Below are 20,844 nucleotides of genomic sequence, written 5' to 3'. Positions count from 1 at the left end.
CAGACACCACGATGCCGGAGGACGAGAAGCTCGTCGGCTACCTCAAGCGGGTCGCCGCCGAACTCCACGACACGCGGGCCGAACTGCGCCGCGCCGAGCAGCGGGAGACGGAGCCGATCGCGATCGTCGCCATGGCCTGCCGCTACCCGGCCGCCATCACCTCGCCCGAGGACCTCTGGCGCCTGGTCGCCGAGGGCGGCGACGCCATCTCCCCGCTGCCCGACGACCGGGGCTGGGACCTCGAAGGGGTCTACGACCCCGACCCCGACGCCCCCGGCAAGAGCTACGCCCGCGAGGGCGGCTTCCTCGACGGCGCCGCCGACTTCGACCCCGAGTTCTTCGGCATCAGCCCCCGCGAGGCCCTCGCGATGGACCCCCAGCAGCGGGTCCTGCTGGAGGTCGGCTGGGAGCTGTTCGAGCGCGCCGGCATCGACCCGGGCACCCTGCGCGGCAGCGCCACCGGCGTGTTCGTCGGCGCCGGCTCCTCCGGCTACGGCACCGGCTTCCGCGAAGTGCCCGAGAGCGTAGGCGGCTACCTCGGAACCGGCACCATCATCAGCGTCCTGTCCGGCCGCCTCGCCTTCGTGTACGGACTCGAAGGCCCCGCCGTCACGGTCGACACGGCCTGCTCGTCCTCCCTGGTCGCCATCCACCTCGCCATGCAGTCCCTGCGCGGCGGCGAGTGCACCAGGGCGCTCGCGGGTGGTGTCACCGTCATGTCCAACACCGGCATGTTCACCGAGTTCAGCCGCCAGCGCGGCATGGCCCCCGACGGCCGCTGCAAGGCGTTCGCCGCCGCCGCCGACGGCACCGGCTGGTCCGAGGGCGCCGGGCTGCTCATGCTGCGCCGCCTGAGCGACGCCCAGCGCGACGGCGACCGGGTGCTCGCCGTGATCCGAGGCAGCGCCGTCAACCAGGACGGCGCCAGCAGCGGCCTGACCACCCCCAACGGCCCCTCCCAGCGCCGGGTGATCCGCCAGGCCCTCGCCGGCGCCCGGCTCACCACGCACGACATCGACGCGGTCGAGGCCCACGGCACCGGCACCTCCCTCGGCGACCCCGTCGAGGCCCAGGCCCTCATCGCCACCTACGGCCAGGGCCGCGACCCCGGGCGGCCCCTGCTGCTCGGCGCCGTGAAGTCCAACCTCGGCCACACCCAGGCCGCCGCGGGTGTCGCTGGGGTGATCAAGACGGTGATGGCGCTGCGGCACGCCACCCTGCCCAAGACCCTGCACGTCGACGCGCCCTCACCACACGTCGACTGGTCGGCGGGCACCGTACGCCTGCTCACCGAGACCCAGCCCTGGCCCGACACCGGGGAGCCCCGCCGCGCCGCCGTGTCCTCCTTCGGCATCAGCGGCACCAACGCCCACCTCGTCCTCGAACAAGCCCCCGAGGCCGAGGAACACCGGCGAACCGAGGCCGGGGCCCCGGTGTCCGACCTGCCGCCCGCGCCCTGGCTGCTGTCGGCCCGCGACGGCGAAGGACTGCGCGCCCAGGCGGACCGCCTCGCCGACTTCCTCACCGCACACCCTCACCTGGCCCCCGACGACGTCGCCCACGCCCTCGCCACCGCCCGGCCCGCCCTCACCCACCGCACGGCGCTGACCGCCCCGCACCTGGACGGATTCGCCGAACGACTGCGCGCCCTGGCACGCGGCGAAGGCGAGGGCACCGACGCGGTACAGGACCGCGGGCCCGTCTTCGTCTTCCCGGGACAGGGCTCCCAGTGGGCCGGCATGGCCCGTGAACTCCTCGACCGGTCGCCGGAGTTCACCACCACGTTCACCGACTGCGACCAGGCCCTCGCCCGGCACGTCGAGTGGTCCGCCACCGCCGTGCTGCGCTCCCCGGACGAGGACTGGCTGAACCGCGTCGACGTCGTCCAGCCCGTCCTGTGGGCCGTGATGGTCTCCCTCGCCGCCCTCTGGCGCGGCCACGGCGTGCACCCCGCCGCCGTCGTGGGCCACTCGCAGGGCGAGATCGCGGCGGCCTGCGTCGCGGGCGGCCTCAGCCTCGCCGACGGCGCGCAAGTGGTGGCCCTGCGCAGCCGCGCCCTCCTCGACCTCGCCGGCACCGGCGGCATGGCCTCCGTCGCCCTGTCCGAGGCCCGCGCCCACGCCATGATCGGCCCCCTGGACGGGGAGCTGACCGTCGCCGCCGTCAACGGCCCGAACTCGGTGACCGTCGCCGGCGACCAGGCCGCCCTCGACGAACTCCTCGCCGTGTGCGAAGGCCACGACGTGTGGGCCCGGCGCGTCCCCGTCGACTACGCCTCGCACTCCGCGCACGTCGAAGCCGTCCACGACCGGCTGGCCGAGGAACTCGCCGGGCTCTCCCCGGCGACGTCCACCGTGCCGTTCTACTCCGCGACCACCGGCGCCCGGCTCGACACCGCCGGACTCGGCACCGACTACTGGTACGACAACCTGCGCCGCCAGGTCCGGTTCGAGGCCGCGGTGCGCGCCCTGATCGCCGCGGGCCACACCGCGTTCGTCGAGGTCAGCGCCCACCCCGTGCTCACCGTCGCCCTGGAGGACACCGCCGCGGCGGCCGACGCGCCCGCGGTCGTGCTCGACACCCTGCGGCGCGGCGCGGGCGGCCCCGCCCGGTTCGCCGAGGCGCTGGCCGCCGCCCACAACCACGGCCTCACCGTCGACTGGCGGCACCTGTTCGCCGGGCGCGGTGCCCCGCCGCACCCCGTCGACCTGCCCACCTACCCCTTCCGCCGCCGCCGCTTCTGGCTGGCCGCGGACCAGGACACCGCCCAGGACGCCGCCGGACTCGGCCTGCACGCCGTCGGCCACCCGCTGCTCGGCGCCGCCGCCGCCCTCGCCGACGGCGGCGGCCTCCTGCTCACCGGTCTGCTGAGCGCCCGCACCCCGGCCTGGACGGCCCAGCACACCACGGACGGCACCGCCCGCCTGCCCGCCGCCGCCCTCGTCGAACTCGCGATCCGCGCCGCCGACGAAGCGGGCTGCGACCGCGTCGACGAACTCACCCTCGACACCCCCCCGGACCTCGGCCCCGACACGGTCCGCCTCCAGGTCGCCGTCGGCGCCCCCGCACAGGACGGCAGCCGCTCCCTGGCCCTCTACTCCCGCCCCGCCTCGGCCGGCACCGAAGCCCCCTGGACCCGGCACGCCCACGGCCTGCTGCGCCCGGGCCGCCCCGCCCCGCCCACCGACGAGGGCACCTGGCCGCCCCCCGGCAGCCACCCCCTGGACCTCGAAGCCCTCGACGAGCGGGCGGCGGACACCGGCCTCACCCTCGGACCGGCCTTCCGGGGCCTGCGCGCGCTGTGGCGGCACGGGGACGACCTCCTCGCCGAGATCACCCTCCCCGAGGAGCACACCGACGAAGCGGGCACCTACGGCCTGCACCCCGCCCTCCTCGACACCGCCCTGCGCCTGCGCCTGTACGACACCCCCACCGCACCCCTCGCCGCCCTCGGCGGCATCACCCTGTACGCGTCCGGCGCCACCACCCTGCGCGCCCGCCTCAGCCCCCGCACCCACGCCGACGGCACGCTCCGCCACGCCCTCGCGCTCACCGACCCCGACGGCGGCCCGGTCGCCCGCATCGACACCCTCACCACCGGCGACGCCACCGCGCCCACCGCGCCGGCCCCGGACCGCCCCGCCGACGCGCTGTACCGCCTCGACTGGGTGTCCGTCGCCTCCACCACCGGCACCACCGACGACACGGCCACCGGTAGCTGGGCCGTCCTCGGGACCGACCCGCACGGCGACGCGGACGCCCTGCGCGACACGGACGCCGACGTCCGCGCCTTCCCCGGCCTCACCGAACTGATCGCGGCCCTGGACGGCGGAGCCGCCGCCCCCGACACGGTCGTCCACGCCGTGGCAGGAACTCCGGACGGCGCCTCCCTCACCGAGGCCGCCCACCGCACCGCCGCCGGCCTGCTGGACGTCCTGCGCGCCTGGACCGCCGAGCCCCGCCTCGCCGCGTCCCGGCTGATCGTGACGACCGCCGGCGCGGTGGCCGCCGTCCCCGGCGAGGACGTCCCCGACCTGCCGGCCGCCACCGCCTGGGGTCTGCTGCGCTCCGCCCAGACCGAGTACCCCGACCAGTTCCTCCTGGCCGACCTCCCGGAGACCGACCCCGCCATCAGGGCCCGGGCCCTGGCCGCCGTCCCCGGCTGCGGCGAACCGGTCGTCGCCCTGCGCCACGGCGACCTCCTCGCCCCCCGCCTCGACACCCACCACGAGGCAACCGCCCCGGCGAGCGCACCGTGCGCCCCCGACCGCACCGTCCTGATCACCGGCGGCACCGGCACCCTCGGCCGCCTGATCGCCGTCCACCTCGCCGCCCGCCACGGCGTACGGCACCTGCTGCTCACCAGCCGCAGCGGCCCCGGCGCCGCAGGCTGCGCCGAGCTGCTCGACGACCTCGCCGCGCACGGGGCCGAGGCCGAGATCGCCGCCTGCGACACCGCCGACCGCGACGCGCTGGCCCACCTGCTCGCCTCGATCCCCGCCGACCGGCCGCTCGGCGCCGTCGTGCACGCGGCGGGTGTTTTGGACGACGGCGTCATCGACTCCCTCACCCCCGAGCGGCTCGCCGCCGTCCTGCGGCCCAAGACCGACACCGCCGTCCACCTGCACGAACTGACCCTTGACCTGCCCCTGACCGCGTTCGTGCTGTTCTCCTCCGCCGCGAGCGTTCTCGGCAGCGCGGGCCAGGGCAACTACGTCGCCGCCAACGCCTTCCTCAACGCCCTCGCCCAGCACCGCCGTGCCAAGGCCCTGCCCGCCGTGTCGCTCGCCTGGGGCTTCTGGGAACGGGCCAGCGGCATGACCGGCAACCTCGCCGAGGCCGACCTGCGGCGCATGGCCCGCTCCGGAGTCGTCCCCCTCTCCACCGACCTCGCCCTCGACCTGTTCGACCGGGCGAGCGCCTGCGACGAACCCCTCGCCGTGCCGCTGCGCCTCGACCCCGCCGCACTGCGCGCCCAGGCCGACGCCGGGGTCCTGCCCGGACTGCTGCGCCGCCAGGTCCGCGGACCCGTGCGCCGCACCGCCCGCCCCGGCGAGCGCGGCCGGGCCGCCGACACCTTCGTCCGCGACCTGCTCGCCCTCGAACCCGAGGAACAGCAGCGCCTCCTGACCGACCTCGTCCGCTCCCAGGTCGCCGCCGTCCTCGGCCACGAGAACCCCGCCGCCGTCGACGTCAGGACGGCCTTCAAGAGCCTCGGCTTCGACTCCCTCATCGCGGTCGACCTGCGCAACCGGCTGGCCACCCTCACCGGCCGCCGCCTCCCGGCCACCCTCGTCTTCGACCACCCCACCACCACCGCCCTCGCCACCCACCTGCGCACCGAACTCCTCGGCACCCGGGCCGCACCACCCGCCGCCGCGACGCCGACGAGCAGCGCCACCGACAGCGAACCCATCGCGATCGTCGCCATGGCCTGCCGCTTCGCCGGCGGCGTCACCTCCCCCGAGGACCTGTGGCGGATGCTCGCCGACGGCCGCGATGGGCTGAGCGGCTTCCCCCTCGACCGGGGCTGGGACGTCGAGCACCTCTACCACCCCGACCCCGACCACCCCGGCACCAGCTACGTCCGCGAGGGCGGCTTCATCGAGCACGCGGCCGACTTCGACGCCGCCTTCTTCGGGATCTCCCCCCGCGAGGCCCTCGCGATGGACCCCCAGCAGCGGCTGCTCCTGGAGACCTCCTGGGAGCTCTTCGAACGCGCGGGCCTCGACCCGGCCGCCCTGCGCGGCTCCTCCACCGGCGTGTTCGTCGGCGCCGCCAACATCGGCTACCTGAGCGGCATGGAGGTGCCCGACGAACTCGGCGGCTATCTCGGCACCGGCAACGCCGCGAGCGTCGCCTCCGGCCGCCTCGCCTACACCTTCGGCCTGGAGGGGCCGGCCGTCACCGTCGACACCGCCTGCTCCTCCTCCCTGGTCGCCCTCCACCTCGCCGTCCAGGCACTGCGCCACGGCGAGTGCACGATGGCACTGGCGGGCGGGGTCACCGTCATGGCCAACCCCGGCCTGTTCGTCGACTTCAGCCGGCAGCGCGTCCTGTCGGCCGACGGCCGCTGCAAGCCGTTCGCCGCCGCCGCCGACGGCACCGGCTGGGCCGAGGGCATCGGCCTCCTCCTCGTCGAACGCCTCGGCGACGCCCGCCGCAACGGCCACCGCGTCCTCGCCACCGTCCGCGGCTCGGCCGTCAACCAGGACGGCGCCAGCAACGGCCTCACCGCCCCCAACGGCCCCTCCCAGCAGCGCGTCATCCGCGCCGCCCTCGCCAACGCCCGCCTCGACGCCCGCGACGTCGACGCCGTCGAGGCGCACGGCACCGGGACCGCCCTCGGCGACCCCATCGAGGCCCAGGCCCTCATCGCCACCTACGGGCACGACCGGCCCGAGGGCGCCCCCCTGCTGCTCGGCGCCCTCAAGTCCAACATCGGCCACACCACCGCGGCCGCGGGCGTCGCCGGGGTGATCAAAACGGTCCTGGCGATGCGGCACGGCGTGCTGCCGAAGACCCTGCACGTGGACGAACCCACCCCGCACGTGGACTGGTCCGACGGCACGGTCGAGCTGCTGACCGAGGCCCGCCCCTGGCCGCGGACCGGCCGCCCCCGCCGCGCCGCCGTCTCGGCGTTCGGCATCAGCGGCACCAACGCCCACACCGTCCTGGAACACGTCCCCGACCCCGCACCCACCACCGCACAGGACGACACCCCCGCAGCCCGGCCCCACCTGCTCTCCGCCAAGACCCCCGAGGCCCTCGCCGACCAGGCACGCCGGCTGCACGCCCGCCTCGCCGCCGCCGGCACCGCCCCGGCCGGCCTCGCCGCGGCGCTCGCCACCACGCGCGCCACGTTCGACCACCGAGCCGTCGTGACGGCCACCGGCCATGCCGAACTCCTCACCGCCCTCGCCTCGCTCGCCGACGGCACACCCGGCCCCGAGGTCCGGACGGGCGCCGTGCGCGCCGACGCCCGAGTGGCGTTCCTGTTCAGCGGCCAGGGCAGCCAACGCGTCGGCATGGGACGCGAACTGCACGCCACCCGACCGGTGTTCGCGCAGGCCTTCGACGCGGCGGCCACCGCACTGGACCGGCACCTCGCCGGACACGTGGAACACGGAGTGCGGGACGTCGTGTGGGGGGAGCCGGGCACGGAGGGCCTCCTCGACGACACCGTGTACACCCAGGCGGGACTGTTCGCCGTCGAGGTCGCCCTGCTGCGGCTCGTGGAGTCCTTCGGCGTACGGCCCGACATCCTGCTGGGCCACTCCATCGGCGAGCTGGCCGCGGCGCACGCGGCGGGAGTGTGGTCCCTGGAGGACGCGGCGACCGTCGTCGCCGCCCGGGGCAGGCTGATGCAGGCGCTGCCCACCGGGGGCGCGATGGTGTCCGTACGCGCCTCCGAGGACGAGGTACGGGCCGTCCTGGAAGGCGTCGAAGGCGTGGAGATCGCCGCTGTCAACGGACCCGGCTCCGTGGTCGTCTCCGGCGAGGAGACCACCGTCCTCGCGACGGCCGCCCGCTTCACCAGACAACGCCGCGACGTCCGCAGGCTCACCGTCAGCCACGCCTTCCACTCGGCCCGCATGGAACCCATGCTGCAGGAGTTCCGCGCCGTGCTGGAGAGCGTGTCGTACACGGCCCCCCGCATCCCCGTCGTCTCCAACCTCACCGGAGTCCCCGCCGCACCCGGCGAACTGGAGGAACCGGACTACTGGGTACGCCAGGTACGCGGCGCCGTCCGATTCGCCGACGGCGTCACCGCCCTGGAGTCCGCGGGCGGCACCCCGCTGCTGCTGGAGATCGGCCCCGACGGCGTCCTCAGCGCGATGGCACGCCACAGCCTCGACCCGGCCTCCGGCATCCGCGCCGTACCGTCCCTGCGCCGCGACCGTCCCGAAACCGCCACCTTCGCCTCCGCACTGGGCGCGCTGCACGTCCACGGCGCCGAGGTGGACTGGTCCGCGTACTTCACGGCCCCCCGGGCCCACCTCGACCTCCCCACCTACCCCTTCCAGCGCGAACGCTACTGGCTGCGCCCCCTGGCCGCCCCCCGCCCCTCCACCGGCCGGCGCTACCGGATCGAGTGGACCCCCTGGACCGGCACCTCCGACGCCGGACTCGACGGCACGTGGGCCGTCGTGGGCCACCCGGAAAGTCCCCTCACCGCCGCCTGCGCGCAGGCCCTGGAGCGACACGGCGCACAGGTGCCCCGGCTCCTCGCCCGCCCCGACGCCTGCGACCGCGCCACCCTCGCCGCCCGACTGCGCGAACTCGGTCCCCTGGACGGCGTCGTCTCCCTCCTCGCCGACCAGCCGGACGACCCCGGGGTCCCGGCCGCGCCCGCCCTCACGGCCACCCTCGCGCTGATCCAGGCGCTCACCGACGTCCAGCCCGGCGGCAAGCTCTGGAGCGTGACCTCCGGCGCCGTCGCCCGCGAGGCGGGGGAGCCGGTCCCGCATCCACAGCAGGCCCAGATCTGGGGGCTCGGCCGCAGCGCCGCCCTCGAACTGCCCGGCCTGTGGGGCGGCCTGGTGGACGTGGCGGGAACGGACGCCACCCCCGCCACCGACCTCCTCGACCACCTCGCCGCCGTCCTCACCCACCCCACCGAGGACCAGGTCACGATCCGCCCCGACGGCCTCCACGCCCGGCGCCTGACCCACGCCCCGACCTGCGACGACGACACCACCTGGCAACCCACCGGCACCGTCCTGATCACCGGCGGCACCGGAGGACTCGGCGCCCACGTCGCCCGCTGGGCCGCCGCGGCGGGAGCCACCCGCCTGGTCCTCGCCGGCCGCCGGGGCATGCGGGCCCCGGGCGCCGCCGACCTCGCGGCCGAACTCACCGCCACCGGCACCGACGTCCTGATCGAGACCTGCGACACCGCCGACCGCGACGCCGTCGAGAACCTGATCACACGGATCGACGCCGGCGGACCGCCCCTGAGCGCCGTCGTGCACGCCGCCGGCATCACCCGATCCGCTCCGATCACCGACACCCTCCCCGCCGACACCGACGCGATCAGCGCGGGCAAGGCCCGGGGCGCGACCCACCTCGACGCCGTACTCGGCGACCGCCCGCTCGACGCGTTCGTCCTGTTCTCCTCGATCGCCGCAGCCTGGGGCAGCGGCGCCCAGGCCGTCTACGCCGCGGCCAACGCCCACCTCGACGCACTCGCCCAGAACCGCAGGGCCCGAGGCCTTGCCGCCACGTCCGTCGCCTGGGGCCCCTGGGCCGGTGGCGGCATGGCCGAGTCGGTCGAAGCCGACCAGCTCACCCGGCGCGGACTGCTCGCCATGGACCCGCGGACCGCACTCGCCGCCCTGGCACGCGCGGTGGGCCTGGGCGACGCCGACGTGATCGTCGCGGACGTCGACTGGGGCACCTTCGCCCCCCGCTTCACCGCCCTGCGCCCCAGCGCCCTGCTCACCACCCTCCCCGAGGCCGGCGCGGCCCTCGCCGCCAGGACCGGCCCGGACGAACCCGCCCCCGCCCTCGCCGGACGGCTGGCGGCGGCGTCGGGCGCCGAACGCGACACGCTGCTCATGGAACTGGTGCGCGGCGAGGTCGCCGCGGTCCTCGGCCACGCCTCCGCCGAACAGGTACGTGCCGACCAGGCCTTCAGCGAGCTCGGCTTCGACTCGCTGACCGCCGTGGAACTGCGCGACCGGCTCAGCCGCGCGGCCGGCGTCGACCTGCCCGCCACCGTCGTCTTCGACTTCCCCACCCCCGCCGAACTCGCCGCCCGGCTGCGCGCCGACCTGACCGGCGACGAGTCCGTCCTCACCCCCGTCCTCGCCGAACTCGACGGCCTGGAAGCGGCGTTCGCCCGCCTGGCCGACGAGGACCCGCAGACCCGGGCCCGCGTCACCCAGCGCATGCGGCGCTTCCTCGAACGCCTCGCCTCCCTGGAACGGGACGACACCGCACCACCGGACGCGACCGGCGTCGAGAGCGCCTCGGACGACGAACTCTTCGCCCTCCTCGACGACCACCTCGAAGCCCCAGGGCAGGCCCCGAAAGGTGACCAGGCATGAGCCTCCCGAACCGACCCCCATGCCTCGCACAGGCCCACCCCATGAGGACGGTCGAGCGATGAGCCAAGCGGACGACAAACTGCGGGACTACCTCAAGCGCGCCACCGTCGAACTCCAGCGCGCCCGCGCCCGCATCGCCGAACTCGAACGCCCCGAACCCGTCGCCGTCGTCGGCATGTCCTGCCGCTACCCCGGAGGTGTCCGCTCGCCGGAGGACCTGTGGCGGCTGGTCGACGACGGCGTCGACGCCATCGGAGGCTTCCCCGCCGACCGGGGCTGGCCCCTGGCCGACCTGTACCACCCCGACCCCGACCACCTGGGCACCAGCTACGCCCGCGAGGGCGGCTTCCTCGACGGCGCGGGCGACTTCGACGCCGGTTTCTTCGGGATCAGCCCGCGCGAGGCGCTCGCCATGGACCCGCAGCAGCGGCTCCTGCTGGAGACCGCCTGGGAAGCGTTCGAGCACGCCGGGGTCGACGGGCGCGCCCTCAGGGGCAGTCGCACCGGCGTCTTCGTCGGCGGCACCCCCACCGGCTACGGCGCCGGCGTCGAGCGCATGCCCGAGGGCGTCGAGGGGTACGCCCTCACCGGCAGCGTCGGCAGTGTGATGTCGGGCCGGGTCTCCTACGCCCTCGGCCTCGAAGGCCCCGCGGTCACCGTGGACACCGCGTGCTCGTCCTCCCTCGTCGCCCTGCATCTCGCCGTCCAGGCGCTGCGTCAGGGCGAATGCGGGCTGGCACTGGCCGGGGGAGTGACCGTGATGGCCACCCCCGCCGCCTTCATCGAGTTCAGCCGCCAGCGCGGCCTGTCCGCCGACGGCCGCTGCAAGCCGTTCGCCGCCGCCGCCGACGGCACGGGCTGGGCCGAGGGCGTCGGCCTCCTCCTGGTCGAGCGGCTCTCCGACGCCCGCCGCAACGGGCACCCCGTCCTCGCGGTCGTCCGCGGCACCGCCGTCAACCAGGACGGCGCGAGCAACGGCCTGACCGCCCCCAACGGGCCCTCGCAGCGCCGGGTCATCGAGCAGGCGCTCGCCGCCGCCGGGCTCTCCCCGGCCGACATCGACGCCGTCGAGGCCCACGGCACCGGCACCCGGCTCGGCGACCCCATCGAGGCGCAGGCACTCATCGCCACCTACGGACCGGGCCGCGCCCCCGGCCGACCGCTGCGGATCGGTGCGGTCAAGTCCAACATCGGACACACCCAGGCCGCCGCGGGCGTCGCCGGCGTCATCAAGATGATCATGGCGATGCGGCACGGCACCCTGCCCCGCACGCTCCACCTCGATGAACCGACCCCGCGCGTGGACTGGTCCGCGGGACCGGTCGAACTCCTCACCGACCCCGTAGCGTGGCAGCCGGCCGCGGCGGGCGAACCGCGCCGGGCGGGCATCTCCGCGTTCGGGGCCAGCGGCACCAACGCCCACGTGATCCTCGAAGAACCCACCCCGCCCACCACCCCGGCGGCCCCCCGCACCACCCCGCCCCCGCACGGCGCCCTGCCGTTCGTCGTCTCCGCCCGGGGAGAGGCCGCCCTGCGCGCCCAAGCCGCACGACTGGCCCGCTTCACCCGCACCGCGCCCGACACCAGCCTGCCGGACATCGCGCTCACCCTCGCCGCCCACCGCGCCGCCCTCGACGACCGCGCGGTCGTCCTGGCCGCCGACCGCGCCCGGCTCCTCGCGGGCCTGGAAGCCCTGGCCGCGGGGGAACCCGCGCCCGGCGTCGCCTGGAACACGGGACGCCGGATCACCCACCCCGTACTGGTCTTCCCCGGACCCGACGCGCCCCGGCCGCGGGCCGCCGCCGAACTGCTGGACAGCTCACCGGTGTTCGCCGCGCGGATCGCCGACTGCGAGGCGGCCCTCACCCCGTACGTCGACCGGTCCCTGACCTCCGTGCTGCGCTCGCCCGCCCCGGCACGCGCCGACCTGCGGCTGCCGGTGCAGTGGGCCGTCATGGTGTCCCTGGCCGCCGTGTGGAACTCCTTCGGCATACGGCCCGCCGCGGTCCTGGGCCACGCCCACGGCGAGATCGCCGCCGCCTGCGTGGCCGGCGCCCTCTCCCTGGAGGACGGCGCGCGGATCGCCGTCCACCACGGCCGGATCCTCGCCGGCCTGACCCCGAGCACCGGCCTCGGCGAGATCCGGCCGGCCGATCCCGCGGTGCCGTTCCACTCGGCCGCCGCAGCGGGGCCGCCGCAGCCCGGCACCCGCCTCGACGCGGCGTACTGGAGCACCGCCCTCGACGCCCCCGCCCGCTTCGAGGGGGCCGTGCGGCTCCTGCTGCGCCAGGGCCACGACGCGTTCGTCGGGGCGGGCACCGACCCCGCCCTCACGCAGACCCTCCACGCCACCGCGCGGGAGGCGGCCGTGCTGCCCGGCACGGACCTCCTCGGCACCCTCACCGAGGCGTTCACCAGCGGGTTCGACGTGGACTTGCGTCCCCTCCTCGCACCTCTCGGCGCAACCCGCGCCGACCTGCCCACCTACGCCTTCCACCGCGAGCGGTTCTGGCTGGAGAACACCCCGGCCCCGGACGCGGGACCCGCCCCGGTTGGCGCCCACCCCGACGAGGCCCGCTTCTGGGAGGCCGTCCAGGACCGGGACGTCGACGCCTTCACCGCGCTCCTCGACCCGTCCGGCGCCACGGGCCGCGACGCCCTGGCCACCGCACTGGGCCCCCTCGCCGCCTGGCGCGACAACCGCCTGCTCACCGCGGGCGTGGACGCCGCCCGCTACGGCATCGCCTGGCACCCCCTGACCGCCGCCCCCGAACCGACCCTCGCGGGAACCTGGCTCGTCGTCTCGGCGGAAGACGAGGCCGACGACGAGGCCGACGACGAGGCCGACGCCGAGGATCTCGCCGCCCGGTGCGCCGCCGCCCTGGCCGCGCACGGCGCCCACCCCCTCCGCCTGACCGTCACGGCCCGCACCGCCGACCGCGCGTCGCTCGCCGCACGCATCACAGAACTGCGCGAGGAACGACCCGACGGATTCGCCGGAGTGGTCAGCCTCCTCGGCCTGCGCGAGGACGCCCACCCGAGCCACCCCGCCCTCTCCCAGGGCACGGCCGCCACCCTCGCCCTCGCCCAGGCCCTCGCTGACACCGAACCGGGCGGCGCCGTGTGGTGCCTGACCCGCGGCGCCGTCCGCGCCACCGCCACCGACCCGGCCACCCGCCCCGCCCAGGCCGGAATCTGGGGCCTCGGCCGCGTCGTGGCCCTGGAACACCCCCGCCTGTGGGGCGGCCTCGTGGACCTGCCCGACCAGTGCGACACCCACGCCTGGACCCGCGTCGTCGCCGTCCTCTCCGGTATCGGCACCGGCTCCGGCACCGAGGACCAGGCCGCCGTCCGCGCCGACGGCATCCTCGTACGACGCCTGGTCCGCGCCCCCGCGGGCGACCGGACGCCCGTGCGCGCCGTCCGGCTCACCGGAACCGTTCTCGTCACCGGAGGCACCGGTGGCCTCGGCGCGCGCGTCGCGCTGTGGGCCGCCGAGAACGGCGCCGAACGCCTCGTCCTGACCAGCAGGTCGGGGCCCGACGCACCCGGCGCCCGCGACCTCGCCGACCACCTCGGCGCACTCGGCCCCCAGGTCACCGTCGCCGCCTGCGACATGGCCGACCGCGAGGCCGTGGCCCGGCTGATCGCCGGGATCGACGCCGAAGGACCCCCGCTGCGGAGCGTCGTCCACGCGGCCGGCGTCGGCCAGGCCGGCGCGCTCCTCGACATTGATCCGGCCGAGGCCGCCCGCGTGGCCTCGGGCAAGGCCGCCGGCGCCCGGAACCTGGACGCCGTGCTCGGCGACCGCCCGCTCGACGCGTTCGTGCTGTTCTCCTCGATCGCCGGCGTGTGGGGCAGCGGCCGGCAGGCCGTCTACGCCTACGCCAACGCCTGCCTCGACGCCCTCGCCGAACACCGCAGGTCCCGCGGACTGACGGCGACCGCCCTGGCCTGGGGCCCCTGGGCCGGCGCGGGCATGACCGACGACGACGGCGCCCGCGCCGCCCTGACCGGCCGCGGCCTCCGCCTCCTCGACCCGGACACCGCCGTCGCCGCACTCCGCCGAGCCCTGGAACTCGACGAGACGACCGTCACCGTCGCCGACATCGACTGGGAACGGTTCCTCACCGGCTTCACCGCCCTGCGCCCGAGCGCCCTCTTCGACGAACTCCCCGACGCGCGGCGCACCCCGGACACCCAGGCCCCCGACCCCGCCGCCCCCGCCACCAGCGCCCTCGCCCGCCGCCTCACCGCGGCCCCCCCGGCCCAGCGCGAGCGGATCGCCCTGGACGCCGTACGAGCCCGCATCGCCGAGGTCCTCGGCTACGCCGACCCGTCGGCCGTCCCCGCCGACCGCACCTTCCGCGACCTCGGCTTCGACTCCCTCACCGCCGTGGACCTGCGCAACCGGCTCAACGCCGAGACCGGCCTCGCCCTGCCCGCCACCCTCGTCTTCGACCACCCCACCGCCCAGGCCCTCGCCCGGCACATCCTCACCACGCTCGACGGACACCAGGAACCCACCACCCGCCCCACCGCACCGCCGGCCGTCCGCGAGGACGAACCCGTCGCGATCGTCTCCATGGCCTGCCGCTTCCCCGGCGGCGTCACCAGCCCCGAGGACCTCTGGAACCTGACGACCGCAGGCACCGACGCGATCGGCGGCTTCCCCGCCGACCGGGGCTGGGACGTCGGCGGCCTCTACGACCCCGACCCCGACCGCCCCGGCACCTTCTACACCACCGAAGCCGGATTCCTGGACGCGGCCGGCGACTTCGACGCCGACTTCTTCGGCGTCAGCCCCCGCGAGGCCCTCGCCATGGACCCGCAGCAGCGCCTCCTGCTGGAGACCGGCTGGGAGGTCTTCGAACGCGCGGGCATCGACCCGCAGACCCTGCGCGGCTCCTCCACCGGCGTCTTCGTCGGCGGCACCCCCACCGGCTACGGCTCCGACGTGGCCCGCATGCCCGAAGGCGTCGAGGGCTATGTCCTCACCGGCACGGCGGGCAGTGTCATCTCCGGCCGACTGGCCTACCTGTTCGGCCTCGAAGGGCCCGCCGTCACCGTCGACACCGCCTGCTCCTCCGCCCTCGTCGCCCTCCACCTCGCCGTCCAGGCCCTGCGCCGCGGCGAATGCTCCCTGGCTGTGGCAGGCGGGGTGTCGGTGGCCTCCACCCCCGGCGGATTCATCGAGTTCAGTCGCCAGCGCACCCTCGCCGGGGACGGCCGCTGCAAGGCGTTCGCGGCCGCCGCCGACGGCATGGGCTACGCCGAGGGCGTCGGCGTGCTGCTCGTGGAACGACTCGACGAGGCCCGCCGCAACGGCCACCCCGTCCTCGCCGTCATCCGGGGCAGCGCCGTCAACCAGGACGGCGCCAGCAACGGCCTCACCGCCCCCAACGGACCCTCCCAGCAGCGCGTCATCCGCGCCGCCCTCACCGACGCCCGGCTCACCGCCGACCAGGTCGACGCCGTCGAGGCCCACGGCACCGGCACCAGCCTCGGCGACCCCATCGAGGCCCAGGCCCTCATCGCCACCTACGGCCAAGGCCGCGACCCCGAGCAGCCCCTGTGGATCGGCTCGGTCAAATCCAACATCGGCCACACCATGGCCGCCGCGGGCGCCGCCGGAACCATCAAGACCGTCATGGCTCTGCGCCACGGCATCCTCCCCAAGACCCTCCACATCGACGAACCCACTCCGCACGTCGACTGGGGCGCGGGCGCCGTCGCCCTCCTGACCGAGGAACGCGACTGGCCCGGCACCGGGGAACACCCCCGCCGCGTCGGCGTGTCGTCCTTCGGCATCAGTGGCACCAACGCCCACCTGATCGTCGAACAGGCCCCCGAGGACACCGGCCCCGACGAGGAACCCGCACCCGGCGCCCTCACCCCGACCACCACCCTCCCCTTCCCGGTGTCCGCCGCCGTCCCCGAAGGACTCCGCTCCCAGGCCGCCCGCCTCGCCGCCCACCTGCGCACCGGCACCGGCCGCGACACCGCCCTCACCGATCTCGCCCACTCCCTGCACTCCACCCGCTGCGCCCTGCGCCACCGCGCCGTCGTCCGCGCGGGCGACCGCACCACCCTCCTGGACGCACTCGACCACCTCGCCGCGGGCACCCAGTCCGCCGACGTCGTCCAAGGCCAGACCCGCCACGGCGAACGCGTCGTCTGGGTCTTCCCCGGCCAGGGCTCGCAGTGGGAACGCATGGCGGTCGAACTCCTGGATCACGCCCCCGTGTTCGCCGCCCGCATCACCGCCTGCCAAGAGGCCCTCGCCCCTTACGTCGACTGGTCCCTGGAAGAGGTGCTGCGCGCCGAAGGCGACACCGCGCGGAAGTGGTTCGCCCGCGTCGACGTCCTCCAGCCCGTCCTGTGGGCCGTGATGATCGCCCTGGCCGAACTGTGGCGCTCCTGCGGCGTCGAACCCGCCGCCGTCGTCGGACACTCCCAGGGCGAGATCGCCGCCGCCCACATCGCCGGCGCCCTCAGCCTGGAGGACTCCGCCCAGATCGTCGCCCTGCGCAGCCGCGCCGTCACCGCCCTGTCCGGACGCGGCGGCATGCTCTCCGTCGGCGAACCCGCCGAGCAGGTCGCCGCCCGGCTCCAGCCGTGGCAGGGACGCCTGTCGGTCGCCGCCGTCAACGGCCCCACCTCCACCGTGGTCGCCGGAGACACGGACGCCCTCGGCGAACTCACCGCCCTGTGCGCGGCCGAGAACGTCCGCCATCGCCGCGTCCCCGTCGACTACGCCTCCCACAGCGCCCACGTCGAGGAGATCGAGGACCGCCTCGCCCTCCTCCTCGACGGGATCGAACCCCTCCCCGCGCGCATCCCCTTCCACTCCACGGTCACCGCCGCCGAACACGACACCACCGGCCTCGACGCCGGCTACTGGTACCGCAACCTCCGCCGGACCGTCCGCTTCGAGGAAACCGTCCGCGGCCTCCTCGACACCGGCCACACCGCGTTCGTCGAGATCAGCGCCCACCCCGTCCTCCTCGGCGGCATCGAGGAGACCCTCGACGACACCGACCGGCAGGCCGTGGCGCTCGGCACCCTGCGCCGCGACGAACCCGACGTCGACCGCTTCCTCGGCTCCCTCGCCGAAGCCCACACCCACGGACTGCCGGTCGACTGGAGCGCGGTCCTCGGCGCGGGCTTCGGCCACCGCGTCCCCCTGCCCACCTACGCCTTCCAGCACCGCCGCTACTGGCTGGAATCCGGCACCGGCCGCACCACCGCGGGCGACGCCCACGGGCTCGGCCTCACCCCTGTCGACCACCCTTTCCTGATGGCCGGCACGACCCTGCCCGAACCCGGCCACCTCGTCCTCACCGGCCTCGTCTCCTTACGCACCCACCCCTGGCTCGCCGACCACACCGTCGCCGGCACCACCCTGCTGCCCGGCACCGCCTTCGTGGACCTCGCGATCCGCGCCGCCGACGAGGCAGGCTGCGCCCGCATCGACGAACTCACCCTCGAAACCCCCCTGATCCTGCCCCCGGCCGCCACGACCCGCATCCAGCTCACCGTCGGCCCCCCCGACACCACAGGACAGCGCACCCTCACCATTCACTCACGCCCCACTCCCGACGACGACACCGACTGGCAGCGCCACGCGAGCGCCGTGCTCTCCCCGGCCGAGGAGCCCGCCGGCTTCATCCTCACCACCTGGCCTCCCGCCGACGCCACCCCCCTCGACACCACCACCTTCTACGAGCAGGCCGAAGCCTCCGGCTACGCCTACGGGCCCGCCTTCCGAGGACTGCGCCAGGCCTGGCGCTCGGGCGACGAGATCTACGCGGAGGTCGAACTCGCCGACCGCGAACGCGAGGACGCCGCCCACCACGGACTGCACCCCGCACTCCTCGACGCCGCCCTCCAGGCGTACGGCCTCACCGGCACCGGGCAGCGCGACGGCCGCATCCTGCTGCCCTTCTCCTGGAACGGCGTCACCCTGCACGCCTCGGGAGCCCAGCGACTGCGGGTGCAGCTGACCCCCGCCGGAGCCGACACCGTCACCGTCCTGGCCGCCGACCACGAAGGCAACCCCGTCCTGCGCGCCGACTCCCTCGTCCTGCGCCCCGTCTCCGCCGACCAGCTCACCGACCACCGCGACACCACCCGCGACGCGCTGTTCATCGTCGACTGGAAGACCGTGACCGCACCCCCCGGCGACGACACCGAGGACACCTGGGCGGTCCTCGGCGAGCCCGACCCCGACCTCGCCACGGCCACCGTGCACAAGGACCCGGCGGCCCTCGCCACCGCCCTCGAAGCGGGCGCGCCGACACCGGACTTCGCCCTCCTGACCATCGCGCCGGAACCCACCGAGGACGTACACGGCCTGACCGTGCGGGCCCTGGCCGTCCTCCAGGCGTGGATCACCGACCCGCGCCTGGCCGGCACCCGCCTCGTCGTCCTCACCCACGGCGCGCTCGCCACCTCCCACGGCGAACCCGTCCCCGAGCTCGCCGCCTCCGCGATCGTCGGCCTCGTCCGCACCTTCCAGAGCGAGCACCCCGGCCGGTGCATCCTCATCGACCGGGACACCACCCCCGCCTCCCGCGCCCTGACCCCGGTGGCCGGCCGCGTGTCCCTCGCCCTCGGCGAACCCCAACTCGCCCTGCGCGACGGACAGGTGCACATCCCGCGCCTGACCCGCGTGCACGAGTCCCGCGCCCTGACACCGCCTCCCGGAGCCTGGCGTCTCGACACCCACCGGGCCGGAACGCTCGACAACCTCGCCCTCCTGCCCGCGCCCCCGCTCCCGGAGGCCGACGAACTGGGACCGGGCCAGGTCCTGATCGGCGTCCGGGCGGCCGGCCTCAACTTCCGTGACGTGCTCGTCGCGCTGGGGATGTACCCGGACGCCGGTGCGACGATGGGCGGGGAAGGCGCGGGCGTCGTGACCGCAGTCGGCCCCGGTACGCCGGAACTCACGGTCGGTGACCGGGTCCTGGGCATGTTCCAGGGCGGCTTCGGCCCGCACGCCGTCGCCGACCACCGGATGCTCACCCGGATGCCCGAGAGCTGGTCGTTCGAGCAGGGCGGCTCCGTGCCGGTGGCCTTCGTGACCGCCTGGTACGGGCTCGTGGAGCTGGGTGGACTCCAGCCCGGCGAGCGGGTGTTGGTGCACGCCGGTGCGGGTGGAGTGGGCATGGCGGCGATCCAGGTCGCGCGTCATGTCGGTGCGGAGGTTCTCGCGACGGCGAGCGAGGGCAAGTGGGACACGCTGCGCGCGATGGGCCTGGACGACGCCCACATCGCGAGCTCCCGGACCCTCGACTTCGAGCAGAAGTTCGCCGGTGGCGTCGACGTGGTGCTCAACTCCCTCGCGGGCGAGTTCACCGATGCCTCGCTGCGGCTGCTGCGCGACGGCGGCCGGTTCGTGGAGATGGGCAAGACGGACCTCCGAGACCCCGACGAGGTGGCCGCCCGGTACACAGGCGTGACGTACCAGGCGTTCGATGTGATCCACGCGGCGGGCCCCGACGGGATCGCACGGATACTCGCCGTGCTGATGCCGCTGTTCGAAGCGGGCGAGCTGGCACCGCTCGCCGTGCGGTCGTTCGATGTGCGGCGGGCGCCGGAGGCGTTCCGGTTCATGTCGCAGGCCAGGCACACGGGCAAGCTGGTGCTGCGGATGCCCAGGCGGCTCGATCCGGACGGCACGGTCCTGATCACGGGCGGTACCGGCACGCTGGGGCGTCTGGTGGCGCGGCATCTGGTCGCCGAGCACGGGGTGCGCAACCTCGTGCTGCTGAGCCGTAGCGGCGGTGAGGTCCCTGAGGGGCTGGACGCCCAGGTCGTCGTCGAGGCGTGCGACGTGTCCGACCGGGAGGCGCTCGCCGCCGTCCTGGCCCGCATTCCGGCCCCGTTGACCGGCGTCGTCCACGCGGCGGGTGTACTGGACGACGGTCTGATCGAGTCGCTCACCCCCGAGCGCCTCGAACGCGTCCTGCGCGCCAAGGTCGACGGCGCGCTCAACCTGCACGAACTCACCGCGGGCCACGACCTTGCCGCCTTCGTCCTCTTCTCCTCCCTCGCCGGAATCCTCGGCAGCGCGGGGCAGGCCAACTACGCCGCCGCCAACTCCTTCCTCGACGCGCTCGCCCAGGACCGGCACGCGCGAGGGCTGAGCGCCACCTCGCTGGCGTGGGGGCTGTGGGCCGAGGCCAGCGGGCTTACGGGCGGACTCACCGAGGCGGACCGGGCCCGCATGGAGCGCGGTGGGACGGTGCCGCTCTCCACCGAACTGGCCCTGACCCTCTTCGACACCGGCCGTGCCACCGACGAGGCCCTGCTGGCCGCGGTGCGCATCGACACCGCCGCCCTGCGCGCCGACCTGACGGCGCCGATCCTGCGGGGGCTCACCCGGGGCAGGGCCCGGCGTGCCGCCTCCGCCTCCGCCGGCATGCCGCTCGAGGGGCCCGCAATCGGCGAGCGGCTCGCCGGGCTGACGTCGGCCGAGCAGGACGAGCTGCTGCTCGACCTGGTCCTCGGGAGCGTCGCCGCGGTCCTCGGGCACGGCTCGCCGGGCGCGCTGGACCCGGACCTGACCTTCCGGGACCTCGGCTTCGACTCGCTCACGGCGGTCGAGCTGCGCAACCGCCTCACGGCGGCGACCGGCCTGCGCCTGCCGGCCACCCTGATCTTCGACCACCCGAGCCCGGTCGACCTCGCCCGCAGGATCCGCGAGGAGATCGCCCCGCGGCCCGACCCGGCCGGCCTCGGCGCACGGGACGTCCCTGCCGCGGATGCCGGCGCCGACATCGCCTCC

Annotated in this window: 1 protein-coding gene and 1 pseudogene; both read left to right on the top strand. The window is 75.6% G+C overall.

Annotation, left to right across the window (positions count from 1 at the left end):
* The first annotated feature begins 11 nt into the window (after positions 1-11).
* On the top strand, positions 12-10,052 hold the full coding sequence (locus ACZ4K2_RS34060; protein WP_467769996.1) for an SDR family NAD(P)-dependent oxidoreductase: 10,041 nt from the start codon (positions 12-14) through the stop codon (positions 10,050-10,052).
* 58 nt (positions 10,053-10,110) lie between these two features.
* A pseudogene (locus ACZ4K2_RS34055) lies at positions 10,111-20,769 on the top strand (SDR family NAD(P)-dependent oxidoreductase); the annotation flags it as partial.
* Positions 20,770-20,844 lie beyond the last annotated feature (75 nt).

It is taken from the genome of Streptomyces sp. NPDC025833, from assembly GCF_055558055.1.
Note: the sequence above shows the minus strand (reverse complement) of the source record. Positions and strands in the feature narration are given on the sequence as shown.